This is a genomic window from Marinobacter sp. Arc7-DN-1, from assembly GCF_003441595.1.
Taxonomy (GTDB): Bacteria; Pseudomonadota; Gammaproteobacteria; order Pseudomonadales; family Oleiphilaceae; genus Marinobacter; species Marinobacter metalliresistant.
This window is the reverse complement of the sequence record NZ_CP031848.1, coordinates 1,183,859-1,197,941: the sequence shown is the minus strand read 5'-3', so window position 1 is coordinate 1,197,941 and position 14,083 is coordinate 1,183,859. Positions and strand designations below refer to the sequence as shown.

Annotated in this window: 21 protein-coding genes; 16 read left to right on the top strand and 5 right to left on the bottom strand. The window is 53.9% G+C overall.

Translation table 11 applies throughout. From position 1 onward, the window contains the following. The 3 genes from D0851_RS05585 to D0851_RS05575 all read left to right on the top strand — a co-directional run bounded on the left by D0851_RS05585 (position 1) and on the right by D0851_RS05575 (position 892). Positions 1-303, top strand: coding sequence for a helix-turn-helix domain-containing protein (locus D0851_RS05585; protein WP_117617734.1), 303 nt, complete (start codon positions 1-3; stop codon positions 301-303). Between the two features lie 179 nt (positions 304-482). Further along, positions 483-737, top strand: a complete 255-nt coding sequence (locus tag D0851_RS05580; RefSeq protein ID WP_117617733.1) for a type II toxin-antitoxin system CcdA family antitoxin — start codon at positions 483-485, stop codon at positions 735-737. A 35-nt stretch (positions 738-772) separates the two neighbouring features. Beyond that, entirely contained in the window at positions 773-892 is a 120-nt protein-coding gene (locus D0851_RS05575; RefSeq protein WP_227539456.1) for a CcdB family protein, read from the top strand. Positions 893-949: 57 nt separating this feature from the next. Here D0851_RS05575 and D0851_RS05570 read toward each other — a convergent pair whose 3' ends face one another. Next, positions 950-1,990 carry a GSU2403 family nucleotidyltransferase fold protein gene (locus tag D0851_RS05570; protein ID WP_117617731.1) on the bottom strand — a complete coding sequence of 347 codons (1,041 nt, stop codon included), beginning with the start codon at positions 1,988-1,990 and terminating at the stop codon, positions 950-952. Positions 1,991-2,091: 101 nt separating this feature from the next. After that, on the bottom strand, positions 2,092-3,453 hold the full coding sequence (locus tag D0851_RS05565; protein WP_117617730.1) for an MBL fold metallo-hydrolase RNA specificity domain-containing protein: 1,362 nt from the start codon (positions 3,451-3,453) through the stop codon (positions 2,092-2,094). A gap of 149 nt (positions 3,454-3,602) precedes the next feature. Between D0851_RS05565 and D0851_RS21025 the strand changes: the two genes are divergently transcribed. The 9 genes from D0851_RS21025 (at position 3,603) to D0851_RS05515 (ending at position 8,289) form a co-directional block, all read left to right on the top strand. Then, complete coding sequence (locus tag D0851_RS21025; RefSeq protein ID WP_117617729.1) at positions 3,603-3,863, top strand: DUF4258 domain-containing protein; 261 nt, start codon at positions 3,603-3,605, stop codon at positions 3,861-3,863. Beyond that, entirely contained in the window at positions 3,860-4,051 is a 192-nt protein-coding gene (locus D0851_RS05555; RefSeq protein ID WP_117617728.1) for a DUF2283 domain-containing protein, read from the top strand. Before D0851_RS21025 ends, D0851_RS05555 begins: the two co-directional genes overlap by 4 nt. Before the next feature lie 523 nt (positions 4,052-4,574). Further along, positions 4,575-5,159, top strand: coding sequence for a hypothetical protein (locus D0851_RS20785; protein WP_264756468.1), 585 nt, complete (start codon positions 4,575-4,577; stop codon positions 5,157-5,159). A 118-nt stretch (positions 5,160-5,277) separates the two neighbouring features. Next, positions 5,278-5,556 (top strand): type II toxin-antitoxin system RelE/ParE family toxin, encoded by a 279-nt coding sequence (locus D0851_RS05540; protein WP_117620298.1) that lies wholly within the window; start codon positions 5,278-5,280, stop codon positions 5,554-5,556. 12 nt (positions 5,557-5,568) lie between these two features. Next, entirely contained in the window at positions 5,569-5,868 is a 300-nt protein-coding gene (locus D0851_RS05535; protein ID WP_205422274.1) for a HigA family addiction module antitoxin, read from the top strand. 175 nt (positions 5,869-6,043) lie between these two features. Continuing rightward, on the top strand, positions 6,044-6,472 hold the full coding sequence (locus tag D0851_RS05530; protein ID WP_117620296.1) for a hypothetical protein: 429 nt from the start codon (positions 6,044-6,046) through the stop codon (positions 6,470-6,472). Between the two features lie 317 nt (positions 6,473-6,789). Next, complete coding sequence (locus D0851_RS05525) at positions 6,790-7,233, top strand: pilin (protein WP_117617727.1); 444 nt, start codon at positions 6,790-6,792, stop codon at positions 7,231-7,233. 314 nt (positions 7,234-7,547) lie between these two features. Then, positions 7,548-7,976, top strand: a complete 429-nt coding sequence (locus tag D0851_RS05520) for a nucleotidyltransferase substrate binding protein (RefSeq protein ID WP_117617726.1) — start codon at positions 7,548-7,550, stop codon at positions 7,974-7,976. Next, on the top strand, positions 7,963-8,289 hold the full coding sequence (locus D0851_RS05515) for a nucleotidyltransferase family protein (protein WP_117617725.1): 327 nt from the start codon (positions 7,963-7,965) through the stop codon (positions 8,287-8,289). The genes D0851_RS05520 and D0851_RS05515 overlap by 14 nt, the downstream gene beginning before the upstream one ends. A gap of 56 nt (positions 8,290-8,345) precedes the next feature. On the opposite strand, the gene D0851_RS05510 is transcribed toward D0851_RS05515, so the two are convergent. The 3 genes from D0851_RS05510 to D0851_RS05500 form a co-directional block, all read right to left on the bottom strand. Further along, on the bottom strand, positions 8,346-9,707 hold the full coding sequence (locus D0851_RS05510) for an MBL fold metallo-hydrolase (RefSeq protein ID WP_117617724.1): 1,362 nt from the start codon (positions 9,705-9,707) through the stop codon (positions 8,346-8,348). 438 nt (positions 9,708-10,145) lie between these two features. Beyond that, positions 10,146-11,447, bottom strand: coding sequence for a type II toxin-antitoxin system HipA family toxin (locus D0851_RS05505; protein WP_117617723.1), 1,302 nt, complete (start codon positions 11,445-11,447; stop codon positions 10,146-10,148). A 3-nt stretch (positions 11,448-11,450) separates the two neighbouring features. Beyond that, complete coding sequence (locus D0851_RS05500) at positions 11,451-11,699, bottom strand: helix-turn-helix domain-containing protein (RefSeq protein ID WP_117617722.1); 249 nt, start codon at positions 11,697-11,699, stop codon at positions 11,451-11,453. A gap of 291 nt (positions 11,700-11,990) precedes the next feature. Here D0851_RS05500 and D0851_RS05495 point away from each other — a divergent pair, with 291 nt between their 5' ends. The 4 genes from D0851_RS05495 (at position 11,991) to rfaH (ending at position 13,952) form a co-directional block, all read left to right on the top strand. Beyond that, positions 11,991-12,215: a hypothetical protein gene (locus tag D0851_RS05495; protein WP_117617721.1), complete on the top strand. Its 225-nt coding sequence runs from the start codon at positions 11,991-11,993 to the stop codon at positions 12,213-12,215. Next, positions 12,205-12,570, top strand: coding sequence for a type II toxin-antitoxin system VapC family toxin (locus D0851_RS05490; RefSeq protein WP_117617720.1), 366 nt, complete (start codon positions 12,205-12,207; stop codon positions 12,568-12,570). Before D0851_RS05495 ends, D0851_RS05490 begins: the two co-directional genes overlap by 11 nt. Positions 12,571-12,612: 42 nt before the next feature. After that, positions 12,613-13,386, top strand: coding sequence for a 3'(2'),5'-bisphosphate nucleotidase CysQ (gene cysQ / locus D0851_RS05485; protein WP_117617719.1), 774 nt, complete (start codon positions 12,613-12,615; stop codon positions 13,384-13,386). Between the two features lie 86 nt (positions 13,387-13,472). Further along, entirely contained in the window at positions 13,473-13,952 is a 480-nt protein-coding gene (gene rfaH, locus D0851_RS05480) for a transcription/translation regulatory transformer protein RfaH (protein ID WP_117617718.1), read from the top strand. Positions 13,953-14,083 lie beyond the last annotated feature (131 nt).

Sequence of the window (14,083 nt, the reverse complement as noted above, 5' to 3'; positions counted from 1 at the left end):
ATGGCGAATTCTTTGGACGCACTGCTGGCTAATGAAAAGCCAGACGTTGTCAGGCGAGCGCAGATCAAAGCAGATCGCATTCTTTTGGAGATTCGACTCAGTGAAGTGCGTGCTTTGTTGCAGAAAACCCAGAAAGATTTGGCGGAAGCCATGGGTGTAACCCAGCCTACGATCGCGAATATGGAAAAAGCCGGTAAAGACTTGAAGCTATCATCCATTAAACGATACGTCGAGAGTGCGGGTGCGAAAGTCCGTTTGGATATTGAGCTTCCTGACGGAACTCATCACGCCATTCCGCTTTGATCGTTTGGGCCACAGGCAGTGGCTACAGGCATATAGATAATGGACAGGCACAGCCTTCCTGACAGGCACAGCCTTCCTTGGACAGGCACAGCCTTCCTTGGCACAGCCTTCCTTCCGAATTGATGCGCAAAAAAAGATGCGCATATAATTGATGTGCCACTTCGCGCGAGGGCTGAGCCATGCAAGCCGCTGAAACTGCCAAATCCATACGAAAGCCAACGAACCTATCGCTGGATAGCGCCCTTCTCAAAGAGGCAAAAATTCTGGGAATCAATGTTTCGCGGGCAGCAGAGGCAGGGATCGCGGAGGCCGTGAAGCTTCATAAGCAGAAGAAGTGGTTGAAAGATAATGCCAGAGCACTCGCGAGCTCGAACGCATATGTTGAAGCTAACGGTTTGCCTCTCGCACGGCGCCGTTCCCTGCGCAGGGGCTGAATCCTGTATTTATCGTCGACGGCCAGGAATTAGTAATGGCCACTCAGTATATGGCGGCTGTGCCTGAAGGCGAATTGCGGTTTGGAGCTGGTAGCCTTGCTGAGCAGCAAGATGAAATTTCCTCGGCGTTGGACATGCTGTTTTTGGGCTTTTGAAAATGGGGTCAGAAGAAAAGTTCTTCTGACCCCATTCTGGCTCAGCCTGACATGCCCTTACCCCTCGATCATCGCCATGAATTCATCGGGCATGTCGGCCTTTCGGCAGGCGTTAACCAGATAACGTTCCACTTTGCTTCCCATGGCTATTGCTTCATCCAGCGCATCTCTTACCAAATCCGGAGATTGATCCGTGCATACCTCCAGGATCGTCGATGCCTGCGCGATATCCTTGGCGGCCTTGGCTCTGAAAGCCATTGGGCGAATTTGCGATACAAGTAGCTTGTGGATCGCAAAGCGGATCGGATCGGGAACGTTCACAAGCGCGATATGCTTGCGATCAAAAGCGACCGTTGGCACGGTCACTTCCAGCAGAAAGCTCATGTGTTGGAGTGGCATGGCTTCCGACTGGAACAGCGGCACTTTGACTGGGTTTTCATTTTTGCCGCTGCCGGTAGTCAGCAAGTCCACCGTCAGCTGTTTGCCGCGAATCTTGAACGAGGTGCTCGGATTATCATGTCGTAGTTGGGGCACTGGCAAAAAACCCATTCTCAGCTGGTCCAGAGCCTCGGGCGCTGTCAGATCGGGCTTCTCGACTGCAATATGAATATCTGCAGCTACATCGATATCCTGTGTCCGCATGTTGCTTGGCCAGGTCACACCGAGAACATTCCCAAGCAGGTTGTAGGCGTAGGTGCCGACCAGCGTGGCCTGCCCCACACCTGGGCGCATGATTCCCGCGTCTGCAAAGCCCTTAATAACCTTCAGGCTGGTGTGATCCATCCCGTATCCTCCCGCAGCATTGAACGCCCGGGCAAGGTCCATGATGCGCGCTTCCTGTTCGGCCAGGGATTCGTTGCGCTCCTTGATTCGATCGATCAACGCTTGAGTCTTCTCATTGTCCGGGCCAATAAAGACTTGCCGATAAGCCCGGCCCAGCTCCCGGAACTGGAAATACACATACGGTTTGTTTTTCACGACCTTTCTGATGAATGACCCACCGGTCCGGCTCATGGGCTCAGCCACTCCCAGTGCGAGGACCTGATCAAGAAGTTCGGCGTAAAGCGTCTGAGCGGTTAAGGACAATTCCTGAATCATGAAATACTCGCGTTATACGTTAACTAAATGTAGTTAGCGTATAACGCTGTGCATCCAAAAACAACAGATAAAACCGGGACATGGTCAGGGGCATGCTTGGCCTAAACCTCCACCTCCTCAAACAACTCCGGCACCTCAACATCCCATCCAAACCTCTCCCGAATCCGCTTGCGCATAACGTCACTCGCCACCATCTCCCCGTGTGTGATGTATACCTTCTCAGGCTTGAGCGACCCTTGCTCCAGCCAGGCCAGAATCTCGTTATAGTCCCCATGCGCGGAGAGTGAATCCAGATTATGAACCTCAGCTTTCACGGGCCAGTACTCACCGTGAATCTTCACCGACTTCGCCCCGTTCACCAGCGCATCTCCACGAGTACCCGGCGCCTGGAAGCCAGCAAACACCACACTGTTGCGCGGATTGGGTAGTAAAGTCTTCAGGTGGTGCAAAACCCGTCCACCGCTGGCCATGCCACTGGCTGAGATAATCACGCAGGGGTATCGAACGGAATCCAGCTCGATGGATTCCTCCACAGTGCGAACAAATTCGGTTTTCTCGTCCATCAGTTCGCACTGGGCAGCGTTCAGCTTGTGTTCCTTGTGGTGTTTGCAAAAGATCTCGGTGGCCTTGATCGCCATGGGGCTGTTCAAAAACACCGGCAGTTTGGGAATCTTCCCGGCGCCCATGATCTTGTGAATCACATACAGCAGCATCTGTGCCCTGCCAACGGCAAATGCCGGGAGCAGAACAATACCGCCGCGCCCGGCTGTGCGGGTGATAATGTCGGCAAGTTCGGCTTCCGGATCGGTGTCGGCGTGTGCCCGATCACCGTAGGTGGATTCGCATACCAGCACATCGGCCTTCGCCAGTGGCTCTGGTGGCCGCATGATGATGTCGTTCTGGCGCCCTACGTCACCGCTGAACACCACCGTTCTGTCGTCGGTTTTATGGTGAACGTGTACACAGGAAGAGCCCAGAATGTGGCCGGCCGGTGTAAAGGTAACCTGGAACCCTTTTACCGGCTCGAACGTTTCGTGATAGTGCAGGGATTCGAAATGCTTCAGGGCCTCCCAGGCGTCTTTCTCGGTAAAGAGTGGCTCCGGCTTCTCGTGCTTGGAGAACTTTTTGCGGAAGGCGTATTTGGCGTCTTCCTCCTGAAGGAAACCGGCGTCTGGCAGCAGGACCTTGCACAGCGCATGGGTGGCTTTGGTGCAGTACACTTTACCTTTGAAGCCGTTTTTCACCAGGGCGGGCAGGTAGCCGGAGTGGTCGATGTGGGCATGAGTGAGCACCACAGCATCAATGGTGGATGGGTCCACCGGAAACGTCGCCCAGTTGCGCCGGCGCAGGGTCTTCACGCCCTGGTACATACCGCAGTCCAACAGTACTCGATGCTTCTCATCCGAGAGCAGGTAACGGGAGCCGGTGACTGTTCCTGTGGCGCCGAGGAAGCGAAGTTTCATGTTGAGATCCTTTTCGTTGATTAAATCGGGGTCAGAAGAAAGCGTTCTTCTGACCCCATCTTTAACAGTGATACTATGGCGTAAAAATAGGGACTGATGATGGTTTTCATCGCAGGTCGCTTTGCGTCAGGTCAAGGAGGACCAAGATAATGCATTGCCAGCGTTTCGGGTTGGACCTATACATTACTCGCCATGCCAGCGAGCGCATGATTCAGAGAGGAGTTAGTGACGCAGAAATCGCAGAGCTCATGGAAACAGGCGAAATACGGTATCAGGATAATCAACGGCTATGGGTAGCCAAGGCATTTGAAGGCCGGTGTGATAACCTGATCTGTGTTGCAGTTGCGCTCGAAGACAGGCTGGTGGTAAAGACGGTGATGCATCACTTTAGTTGGGAGGTTGAGGGATGAGAACAACCTATGACGAGGCGGATGATATTATGGTGTTGCACCTTTCAGAGAAGCCCATCGTGAAAGAGGTTTCTCAGGATTGGAATACGCATATCAGCTATGCAGATGATGGCACGATAGTCGAAGTTGTCATTCTGGAGGCTTCCAGGCAGGGAGCTTGGCCTTTGCTTTGTAGTCAGGTGGCATAGCAGCCAGTTATTTGAAAGTGGGGTCAGATGAAAAGTTCATCTGACCCCGGATTCAGCCGCCTCATCAAAATTGGGGTCAGAAGAAAGCTTTCTTCTGACCCCGTCTTCACTGTGACCTGGACAGGCACAACATCGTCAACATCGCCTGACCTGACTTCCCAAAGTCCCGGAGGTTTCTGCCCCCCAGGCCTTTGTCGTTCTGGTTTGGCATAATCAGGCGTTATGGCAAACTGCGCCGGCATTCCACAGCGAACTCTGGAAAACGGTCGATTTTCAGGCGAGCGAAGTTCTCGGCGGGAATGCCGATAAACGGCTTTTATAAAGAAGGAGAGGGGGAAGCTAGGCTGCTCGCCGCCGCCGTCCAGGATCCCGGTAATCCTGATAACTGCTCTCAAACGCCGTGGCCCGATGGCACCACCGGTCCGGGTCCAGATTCAGCCGTTCCAGAATTGGCAGCGCCTTCTCATTAATAGGAACTGATCATGGACAGGCACTAGTCTGTGATACGGATGAGGAGCTGGGCTTGCGCCAGACACCGTTAAGTGGGGTGTTTGGTGTGGAGAATGCCGGCCACAGTTGGGAGGCGTTACCACGAACTGATCATGGACAGGCACTAGTCTGTGATACGGATGAGGAGCTGGGCTTGCGCCAGACACCGTTAAGTGGGGTGTTTGGCGTGGAGAATGCCGGACACAGTTGGGAGGCGTTACAGCAGGCGGTGGATCGGGTGGTTGCGATTATCCAGTCAGACCCGAACAAGGACCGTACCGATAGAATCATTACCCGCTGGCTCAAACGGCATTTGAGTCGGCTGGGAGCCGAGATCCACCTGGATCAGCTGAACAGTTTGGTGGAGGATAGAGATATGTTGGCAGAGAATCTGGAGAATCTGGTAAAAAAAGAACGGCTTGAGGGGCGTCAGGAAGGGCGTCAGCAAGGGCGTCAGGAAGGGCGTCAGGAAGGGCGTCAGGAAGGGCAAGATGAAGCCAGGAAGGAGGCTGCACGCAATCTAATCAGACGTACTGAGATGAGCGACCAGGTGATTGCCGAGATTGCTGGTTTGGCTGTGGAAGAAGTCAGTCAATTAAGGTCAGAGATCAGGCACTGATCTGGATTTCGGCAAACCATCAATATGACGAGGGCAGGAAATCTTGGGCAGGCACTGGTAATCCATCGCAGTTGCTCAAAGTTTGACGTTTAACGATAAACGTCATATCATGGCGCCCATGATTAAGAGCTTCCGTTGTAAAGACACTGAAACCTTGTTCAAGACCGGGAAAAGCCGGCGATTTTCGGCAGTCAAGGCTGCTGCTGAGCGCAAGCTTATTATCCTGACGGCAGCGGAAGCCTTAGAGGATTTGAAATCTCCGCCCGGCAATCGCCTGGAAGCGCTCGCCGGAGATCGGGAAGGCCAATACAGCATTCGAATTAATCGCCAGTGGAGGGTGTGCTTCCGGTGGACCAAAGAAGGGCCGGAAGATGTTGAGATTGTTGACTACCACTGAGGAGAAAGCGTTATGGTATCCAATGGCATGCGTCCCATTCACCCGGGGGAAATTCTTCGGGAAGAGTATCTGGAACCGTTGGGCATGAGCGTTAATGCGTTGGCTGGAGCGCTTCACGTTCCGGCTACCCGGATGAACGAGATTGTTCGCGAAAATCGCGGTATCACTGCAGACACGGCGTTGCGCCTGGCTCGTTACTTCGGCACCAGCGAGCGCTTTTGGCTAAACTTGCAAATCGAGTTTGAGTTGCGCAGAGCTCAAATCAGCAAAGCCGCGCAAGTGGCTAAAGAAGTTCAACCTCGGGCCGCATGAAACTCATTGGCCAGCAATTTTGAAGCCTGCGGAAGCCTGCGTGGACAGGCACTAGCCTGCACGATCATCTTGGACGTAGTAATCATCACGAATCATCACGGACAGGCACTGGTATTCGGGCACTGGTATTCCTGACCTGGTGGATGAAGGGCGCTATACGGATGAGGAGCTGGGCTTGCGCCAGACACCGTTAAGTGGGGTGTTTGGTGTGGAGAATGCCGGCCACAGTTGGGAGGCGTTACAGCAGGCGGTGGATCGGGTGGTTGCCATTATCCAGTCAGACCCGAACAAGGACCGTACCGATAGAATCATTACCCGCTGGCTCAAACGGCATTTGAGTCGGCTGGGAGCCGAGATCCACCTGGATCAGCTGAACAGTTTGGTGGAGGACAGAGATATGTTGGCAGAGAATCTGGAGAATCTGGTAAAAAAAGAACGGCTTGAGGGGCGTCAGGAAGGGCGTCAGGAAGGGCAAGATGAAGCCAGGAAGGAGGCTGCACGCAATCTAATCAGACGTACTGAGATGAGCGACCTGGTGATTGCCGAGATTGCTGGTTTGGCTGTGGAAGAAGTTAGTCAATTAAGGTCAGAGATCAGGCACTGATCTGGATTTCGGCAAACCATCAATTTGACGAGGGCAGCTTATCGCAGCCCTCACTGCGGTGTTTCTCGTCGCCAGCACGGTTTGGTTCGGTGAAGTGCTCAGATACCGGCAGGCGATGGCTGACGATCTTGATTATTACCAGAACGAAGTCTCACTCGGGCACCTTCCCCGGTTCTGGTTTCACGGGTATTTTCCGCGGCATCTTAGCCAGATGCCGCCTCAAAAATAATGGGTTATGAGCGATACGCATAATCTGGCCGGCCTTTTGCATCAGTCGAGGTGACAGACATCTGAACCCTGGTGCAATTTTTATTATTATGCAACGAAAAAACGCCGGCTTTACCCTGATTGAACTTATGATCGTCGTCGCCATCATCGGCATACTGGCCGCTGTCGCGATACCTTCCTATCAGGGTTATGTGTTGAAGGCTCAGGTAAATAGGGCTGTTGGAGAACTTTCGACCTATAAAACGTCCTTTGAAACCCAAATGTCCGGATCGGGCTCTGTTACCAACAATGCGCTGGGGTATACCCCCTCAAACCTCACCACGGGGGATGCCGCCACAGATATCGCTGTAGTTAACGCTGACGGTTCTGGTCACATTCAGGTGACCATGGGGGGCAATGCCCACCCAAACCTGGCGGGCGTTTTACTCAAATTTGTACGCAGCGCTGGCGGCACCTGGCAGTGCGAGATTGATCCGAGTGCCGCCCCTCGCTGGAGCGACGTGTTCAGTCCAGATTCATGTACAGTGATCTGACGGAGGGCTACAGCTCCACCTCCTCGCACAGCTCGGGCGCATAATCATGGATACACACAATCATGGACAGGCACTAGTATTCCTGGCCAACGTTTTACATAACCCGAGACAACCAGAACGCAAACCTCCACGAAGTCTCGATGATGCAACGCAAGCCAATGGCACAGTTCCTATCGGCCGCCGGGGTGCCACGGTTCTGTAGCCAGAATTCCACCAAGCCGGCTACTATAACGGCAAAGCATTTAGCAACGGTTGAGTTCAGGTGAGAGCAGTGTGATAGGCTTTTGTCTAAGGCATCGAGGGGATATTAAGGCATGGTTAATGAGGATATTCGGTGGTTGCAGCGCCTGAGCAATTTTGACAAGGCCTACCGGCAACTGGACGAGGCAGTCGCTCTGAGCCACTCCCGGGAGCTGTCTGAGCTCGAAAAACAGGGCGTTATTCAGGTGTTCGAATATACCTACGAATTGGCGTGGAATGTCATTCGTGATTATTTCCGGTGGCAGGGGAACTCTGGAATTACGGGGTCCAGGGATGCCATCCGGGAAGCGTTCGCCAACGGCCTGATTGAGGAGGGGGAGCAATGGATGCACATGCTCAAAGACCGGAACCGCACCTCCCACACCTACAACGAAGAAACCGCCCGGGAGATTCTGAAGAATATCCTGCAACTCTACCACCCACTCTTTTCCGAATTCCGGCGGCGTATGGGTGAAGAGGCCCAAAAACATGACATTGGCTGAAACTGCCTTAGGGGGCCGGTCAACTGGCCTGCCTGACTATGTTCTGGAAAACCTCAGAGGTATTTTCCTGGGCCACCCGGTTGTGCAGGGTGTGGTCCTGTATGGCTCGCGGGCCAAAGGTAATTTCCGTCCGAACTCCGACATAGACCTGATGCTGATTGCTCCGGAAATCTCCTGGCGCGAGTTTAACCGGATTGAAGGGGAAATTGATGACCTGCTGATGCCCTGGAAAGTGGATCTTGCCCTGGAACATCAGGTTGAGAACGACGAGTTACTTGATCATGTGAAGCGTGTAGGTATTCGGCTTCTTTGAAATTGGGGGCATGAAAACGGGGTCAGATGAAAAGTTCATCTGACCCCAGGGCCGTGCTAAATCTCCACCTCCTCAAACAACTCCGGCACCTCCGCATCCCAGCCAAATTTCTCCCGAATCCGCTTGCGCATCATGTCACTCGCCACCATCTCCCCGTGAGTGACGTACACCTTCTCCGGCTTGAGTGAGCCCTGTTCCAGCCAGGCCAGAATCTCGTTGTAGTCCCCGTGCGCGGAAAGTGAATCCATGTTGTGAATCTCGGCCTTTACCGGCCAGTATTCACCGTGAATTTTCACTTTCTCTGCGCCGTTCACCAGCGCATCACCCCGGGTACCGGGCGCCTGGAAGCCAGCGAAAACCACGCTGTTACGGGGATTGGGCAGCAGGGTTTTCAGGTGGTGCAGCACCCGCCCGCCACTGGCCATGCCGCTGGCGGAGATAATTACGCAGGGGTAACGCACGGCGTCCAGCTTGATGGATTCTTCCACGGTTCGCACAAACTCGGTTTTCTCATCCATCAACTCACACTGGGCCGCGTTGAGCTTGTGTTCCTTATGGTGCTTGCAAAAGATCTCCGTGGCCTTGATGGCCATGGGGCTGTTCAGAAATACCGGCAGTCTGGGGATCCTGCCGTCTCCCATAATCTTGTGAATCACATACAGCAGCATCTGCGCCCGCCCAACCGCAAACGCAGGCAAAAGCACGATGCCGCCGCGGCCGGCGGTCCGGGTGATGATGTCCGCAAGCTCGGCTTCAGGATCGCTCTCGCCATGGGCCCGGTCGCCATAGGTGGATTCACACACCAGTACATCGGCCTTCTGCAGCGGCTCCGGCGGCCGCATGATGATGTCGTTCTGCCGCCCCACGTCACCGCTGAACACCACCGTTCTGTCAGCACCCTGGTGATGAACGTGCACACAGGAAGAGCCCAGAATATGCCCCGCCGGGGTAAAGGTTACCTGGAACCCTTTCACCGGCTCGAACGTCTCGTGATAGTGCAGGGATTCAAAATGCTTGAGCGCCTCCCAGGCGTCCTTCTCGGTAAACAGCGGCTCCGGCTTCTCGTGTTTCGAGAACTTCTTGCGGAAGGCGTACTTCGCGTCCTCCTCCTGCAGGAAGCCGGCATCCGGCAGCAGAACCTTGCACAGCGCGTGGGTGGCCTTGGTGCAGTACACCTTGCCCTTGAAACCGTTCTTCACCAGGGCAGGCAGGTAGCCCGAGTGGTCAATATGGGCATGGGTAAGCACCACCGCGTCAATGGTGGACGGGTCCACCGGAAACTTCGCCCAGTTGCGCCGGCGCAGGGTTTTCACGCCCTGGTACATGCCGCAGTCCACCAGCACCCGATGCTTGTCATCCGAGAGCAGGTAGCGGGAGCCGGTGACTGTTCCTGTGCCGCCGAGGAAGCGAAGTTTCATGTTCAGGTCCTTCTTTTGGGTGTGGGTGAAGCCGGGGTCAGAAGAACGCTTTCTTCTGACCCCTTTTTTATAGATGATACTATGGACTTATGAAAATGGGGTCAGATGAAAAATTGATCTGACCCCACGCTTCCCGGAGGCTCACGGACGGAAAAAAGAAAGAAAAAGTTTTTGTCCGTGTGGGTCCGTGAGTGTCCGTGGCAATAAATCATTGGTTCAGATATAAAATCCGGGAAAAAAACCTTTAAACACGTGATTACCCAACCTGTTCGGGGTTGTCATCCTGGTGTTGTAGCAAATCCTGCACCTCAACATCCGAGTCGAGTTTTGTCACGATCGTGTTTCGAGAACTTTTTAAAGCGAAGTTTCGTGTTGGGATTCTTTTTTGTGGGTGAAGCCGGGGTCAGAAGAAAGCTTTCTTCTGACCCCTCCTTTATATCAGAGCTGAGCGGACAACACCTCGGATTGCCTCGCAACGCCATTCAGAATCGGTTCGCTGACCCGTGGAGGGAAGTCCGCCGGAAGACGTGCCTCTACAGACTGAATAACCGGTCTGGTTTGCTCGGCTACGTCTTTCATCAGGCTTTTTGCTTTCTCGGCAGAGAAACCGACCTGTTGGGCGGTGCTCACAAAATGCCGGGCCTGGATGCGAGCCCAATGGTAATGGCGGTTGCGGCCTTTCAGGGCCATCGCCATTTTTGCCTTCTCTGCGGCCATGCTTCCCTGAGCGATAAGCGGATAGGCCGAAATAACATCGTACAATGGTGTCATCCGATAGGCGGAGCCTGGCTCTATAAACAGGCTGAAGTTTTTTGCGTGGCCGTCAATGGCAGCCATTAGCCAGAAGAGAATCTGTGCCCTGAAAAACAGCTCCCGATCCTTGGTGGGCTCCTGAGATCCGAGCAACAATGTCATGGCGTCCTGAATGCCGGGGCCACCGTCACTTTCGTATTTGGCGGCCGGCGCCACACCAAGAGACTGGCAAAAATCCTCCTGAGGCAGGCGCATTAGCCAGGTGTTATCGCTCGACCAACGCCGATCGAATCGTTCAACAATCAGCACTTTCTGCTTCCCGAACCGAGCCAGCTGTGCGTTGGCAACCGGCAGCCCAAACGCCTTCAGAATCTGCAAGCAGAGCCATTCGTTTTCGCTGCTTTCCCGTAAGTCCATATTGCTGTGATTCAAAAATCCAATCGGGAGCTTAAAGATATGGCTGGTGGGCGTACTGCCAGCAGGCAGACACCACTGGTTCCGGTGCCAAAGCAAGGCAGTTTTTTCTTGCGCACCGGCAAGGGATATCCGGAAATCATGGTCCCCCGCTACTCCGAAGGGCGCATCCTGGTAGTTGCCGAGAATATTCTCCACCGCTGAGGCATCCAGGGGTGAAGCTGTCACGGAGCGGACATCGGGTATTTCAGACGTCTCAGGGTAGAGTTGAACTGCACCAATACAGTCCCGGCCAACGCTCGAGAGCAGGTCAAAAGGATGCCGTGTTGGCGCCCCGAACCGGGCCTGCATGCGCGAACGGATTGCTTCGGAATCTGGCAGCAGGTTATCGAAGAAGTTATAAACCTTTGCGCCACGGTAAGGTGCGGGTGCAAGGGGCAGCGAGAGTGAGATAGCCCTGGCACCCGGCCGGCTTAACCAATCGGGAAGGTACTGAAACGCCATGGCGCCAGACCGCTCAAGGGTCAGTCTGCCTACCTGGATGCCATTCAGGGCAACGGTCAAATCAGGCATTCCTTACCACTCCTGATCCCATTTCGCTTCCTGTTCCGTGTCGCCGCGCTTGGCCACACGCAGCTCAAGATCCAGAGCGGACAGCAGCTTGAACAGTGTTTCCACCCGGCTTCGCTCCGGATGGTTCTCAAAACTGGATATGGTGGCCTGTTTCACGCCAATCTGATCTGAAACAACCTGCTGGGTGAGCTTCCGGCGCTTACGGGCATTCTTTATTTCCTGGGCAAGCGCATCAGGTGAGGTGATTTTCATATTCATACCTTAAAGGGGGTAAAATAAATTTATACCCTGAAGAGGATTATGTCAATTTAACCCCTGTGGGGTATGGCTACCTTTCTTCTGGCCCCCTCCTTATAATTGATACTCTGGAAACCTGAAATTGGGGTCAGATGAAAACTTCATCTGACCCCAATTTCATCTGACCCCAAATTGACCTCAGCACCCATCTGTTTGCTGGAGAAAACAGGTAAGGAGTGCGACAATGAAAGCGTTCCTATGGGGAGGGCGATAGGGCGATAGAGCAAGGTATAACAGGAGGCCAGGGTGTACGCGATTGAATTCGAAGCGGATATCAAAGACGGTGTGTTGCTGATCCCGGAGAGGTACCGCCAGCTTAAGAACAGCCACGCCCGGGTTTTGATTATGGTGCCAGAGGAGGGTGCTTCAGGTGCCAGTGAATTATCGCTGGATCTGAGCGACTGCACCGTTGAGGCGTTCAAAGGAAGTGATGCCGTAAAGATTCAAAGGGAAATGAGGGATGAGTGGTAAATATCTGCTGGATACCAACGCAGTCATTTATGCAATCAACCGCAAGCTGACCCTGCCACTCAACTACTACGCCGTTTCCGTAATCACCAAACTTGAATTGCTTTCATGGCCATCGCTTACCGATGCTGATGAGCAGCAGCTCAGAGCTGTGCTTCATAAGATTCCTGTCATTGAGTTGGAGCAGCCGATACAGGATGCAGCCATAGAGATTCGCCAAACAACGTCGCTCAAGCTCCCGGATAGCATTATTTCCGCAACTGCCATTTGCCATGGGCTCACTCTTGTGACTGATGACGAAAGGCTTGGTAGCCGGCACGCTGGAGAATCTGTTTTGTTTTCCGATCTGGTTCCCTGAAAATTCAGGGTAGACCACAAATTTCACAGGCAGGACGCGAACATGCATTACAGCTCCATCCTTCCCAATGTCATCAAATTAGCCGACGAGGCCAGCGAGAAAGTACTGCATATTTACCAGTCGGATTTCAAGGTGAGCTACAAGGCCGACGATTCGCCCATCACCGCTGCCGACACCGCCGCCCATGACATCATCACCCATGGCCTGCGCAACATCAGCCGGGACATCCCCATCCTCTCCGAGGAAGGCAAGGACATCCCCTGGGAAGAGCGCAAACACTGGCGCCGGTTCTGGCTGGTGGACCCCATCGACGGCACCAAGGAATTCACCCAGCGCAACGGTGAATTCACCGTTAACATCGCCATGATCGAAGACGGCGAGCCGGTGATGGGCGTCGTGATCGCGCCAGCTCTGAAAGAAGCCTATTGGGGCGTGGTAGGTGAGGGCGCCCATAGGCGCGACCGCACCGGCAGAGTTCACCGTATACGGGTTGCGGAACCCACCGCAGTAAAGCGTGTGGTAGCCAGCAAAAACCACCTCAACGAAGAAACCAGAGCGTTCATCGATAAGCTCGGTGAGCATGAGCTGGTACAGGCCGGCAGCTCCCTCAAGTTCTGTCGCATCGCCGAAGGCCATGCCGACATCTACCCGCGCCTGGGGCCAACCTGCGAGTGGGACACCGGCGCAGCTCAGGCAGTATTAATGGCTGCCGGTGGCAAGGTGGAGACCCTGGAGGGCAGGCCGTTGCGGTATGGTAAAGAGGACTTGCTGAATCCGCATTTCATTGCCTCGGGGGGCTGGTTTCGGGGTGGCTAAAAAAAGCGCTATAAGCTGAAAGACCACAAACAAAATGCGTGAAATCCCTATTCCGTCAAAACAAAGAACTGGTACATTCACCGCCCATGACATGGTATGCACTCCAACTCAAGCCCGCCCAAGGCGATCGCGCTCTCGCAAATCTCCAGAATCAGGATATTGCCTGCTTCTTTCCGAAAATCACCGTGGAAAAAATCAAGGCCGGCAAGCGAAGCAAAAAGCTCGAACCCCTGTTCCCGGGCTATCTGTTCGTGAACCTGGAACAGACCGACCCCATGTGGGCAAAGCTGCGCTCCACCCGCGGTGTGCTGAGAATCGTCGGCTTTGCCAACAAGCCCGCGGCAATCAGTGATGAAGTCATTCAGCACATCAAAGACAGCCTCTATTCGGTGGCCGAGCAGGGCGGTATCAAACCGGGCCAGGCCGTACAGCTGAACGAAGGCCCGTTTGAAGGCATTAATGCGATCTTTCAGGCTTACGATGGCGAAGCGAGGGCGATCGTGCTGATTAACTTTATGCAGAAGCAGCAGCGGGTAAAAGTGCCGGTATCTGCTTTGAAAACCTGATAATTTTTGGCCACGGACCCTCACAGACACTCACGGACAAAAGCCCAATAGAATTACTGTTTTTTCTTTTCCGTCCGTGAGTGTCCGTGGCCAAAAAAAGCTGTACGTGATCCCAATGTGCTATGATCAAT

What these genes read in the sequence shown, in the direction of transcription:
- D0851_RS05555 (WP_117617728.1), top strand. Translation starts at nt 3,860, where the DNA reads ATGAGAACAACCTATGACGAGGCGGATGATATTATGGTGTTGCACCTT.
- cysQ (WP_117617719.1), top strand. Translation starts at nt 12,613, where the DNA reads ATGCATTACAGCTCCATCCTTCCCAATGTCATCAAATTAGCCGACGAG.
- D0851_RS05490 (WP_117617720.1), top strand. Translation starts at nt 12,205, where the DNA reads ATGAGTGGTAAATATCTGCTGGATACCAACGCAGTCATTTATGCAATC.
- D0851_RS05580 (WP_117617733.1), top strand. Translation starts at nt 483, where the DNA reads ATGCAAGCCGCTGAAACTGCCAAATCCATACGAAAGCCAACGAACCTA.
- rfaH (WP_117617718.1), top strand. Translation starts at nt 13,473, where the DNA reads ATGACATGGTATGCACTCCAACTCAAGCCCGCCCAAGGCGATCGCGCT.
- D0851_RS05515 (WP_117617725.1), top strand. Translation starts at nt 7,963, where the DNA reads ATGACATTGGCTGAAACTGCCTTAGGGGGCCGGTCAACTGGCCTGCCT.
- D0851_RS05575 (WP_227539456.1), top strand. Translation starts at nt 773, where the DNA reads ATGGCCACTCAGTATATGGCGGCTGTGCCTGAAGGCGAATTGCGGTTT.
- D0851_RS05585 (WP_117617734.1), top strand. Translation starts at nt 1, where the DNA reads ATGGCGAATTCTTTGGACGCACTGCTGGCTAATGAAAAGCCAGACGTT.
- D0851_RS05535 (WP_205422274.1), top strand. Translation starts at nt 5,569, where the DNA reads ATGGTATCCAATGGCATGCGTCCCATTCACCCGGGGGAAATTCTTCGG.
- D0851_RS21025 (WP_117617729.1), top strand. Translation starts at nt 3,603, where the DNA reads ATGCATTGCCAGCGTTTCGGGTTGGACCTATACATTACTCGCCATGCC.
- D0851_RS05570 (WP_117617731.1), bottom strand. Translation starts at nt 1,990, where the DNA reads ATGATTCAGGAATTGTCCTTAACCGCTCAGACGCTTTACGCCGAACTT.
- D0851_RS05565 (WP_117617730.1), bottom strand. Translation starts at nt 3,453, where the DNA reads ATGAAACTTCGCTTCCTCGGCGCCACAGGAACAGTCACCGGCTCCCGT.
- D0851_RS05540 (WP_117620298.1), top strand. Translation starts at nt 5,278, where the DNA reads ATGATTAAGAGCTTCCGTTGTAAAGACACTGAAACCTTGTTCAAGACC.
- D0851_RS05500 (WP_117617722.1), bottom strand. Translation starts at nt 11,699, where the DNA reads ATGAAAATCACCTCACCTGATGCGCTTGCCCAGGAAATAAAGAATGCC.
- D0851_RS05520 (WP_117617726.1), top strand. Translation starts at nt 7,548, where the DNA reads ATGGTTAATGAGGATATTCGGTGGTTGCAGCGCCTGAGCAATTTTGAC.
- D0851_RS05510 (WP_117617724.1), bottom strand. Translation starts at nt 9,707, where the DNA reads ATGAAACTTCGCTTCCTCGGCGGCACAGGAACAGTCACCGGCTCCCGC.
- D0851_RS05505 (WP_117617723.1), bottom strand. Translation starts at nt 11,447, where the DNA reads ATGCCTGATTTGACCGTTGCCCTGAATGGCATCCAGGTAGGCAGACTG.
- D0851_RS05525 (WP_117617727.1), top strand. Translation starts at nt 6,790, where the DNA reads ATGCAACGAAAAAACGCCGGCTTTACCCTGATTGAACTTATGATCGTC.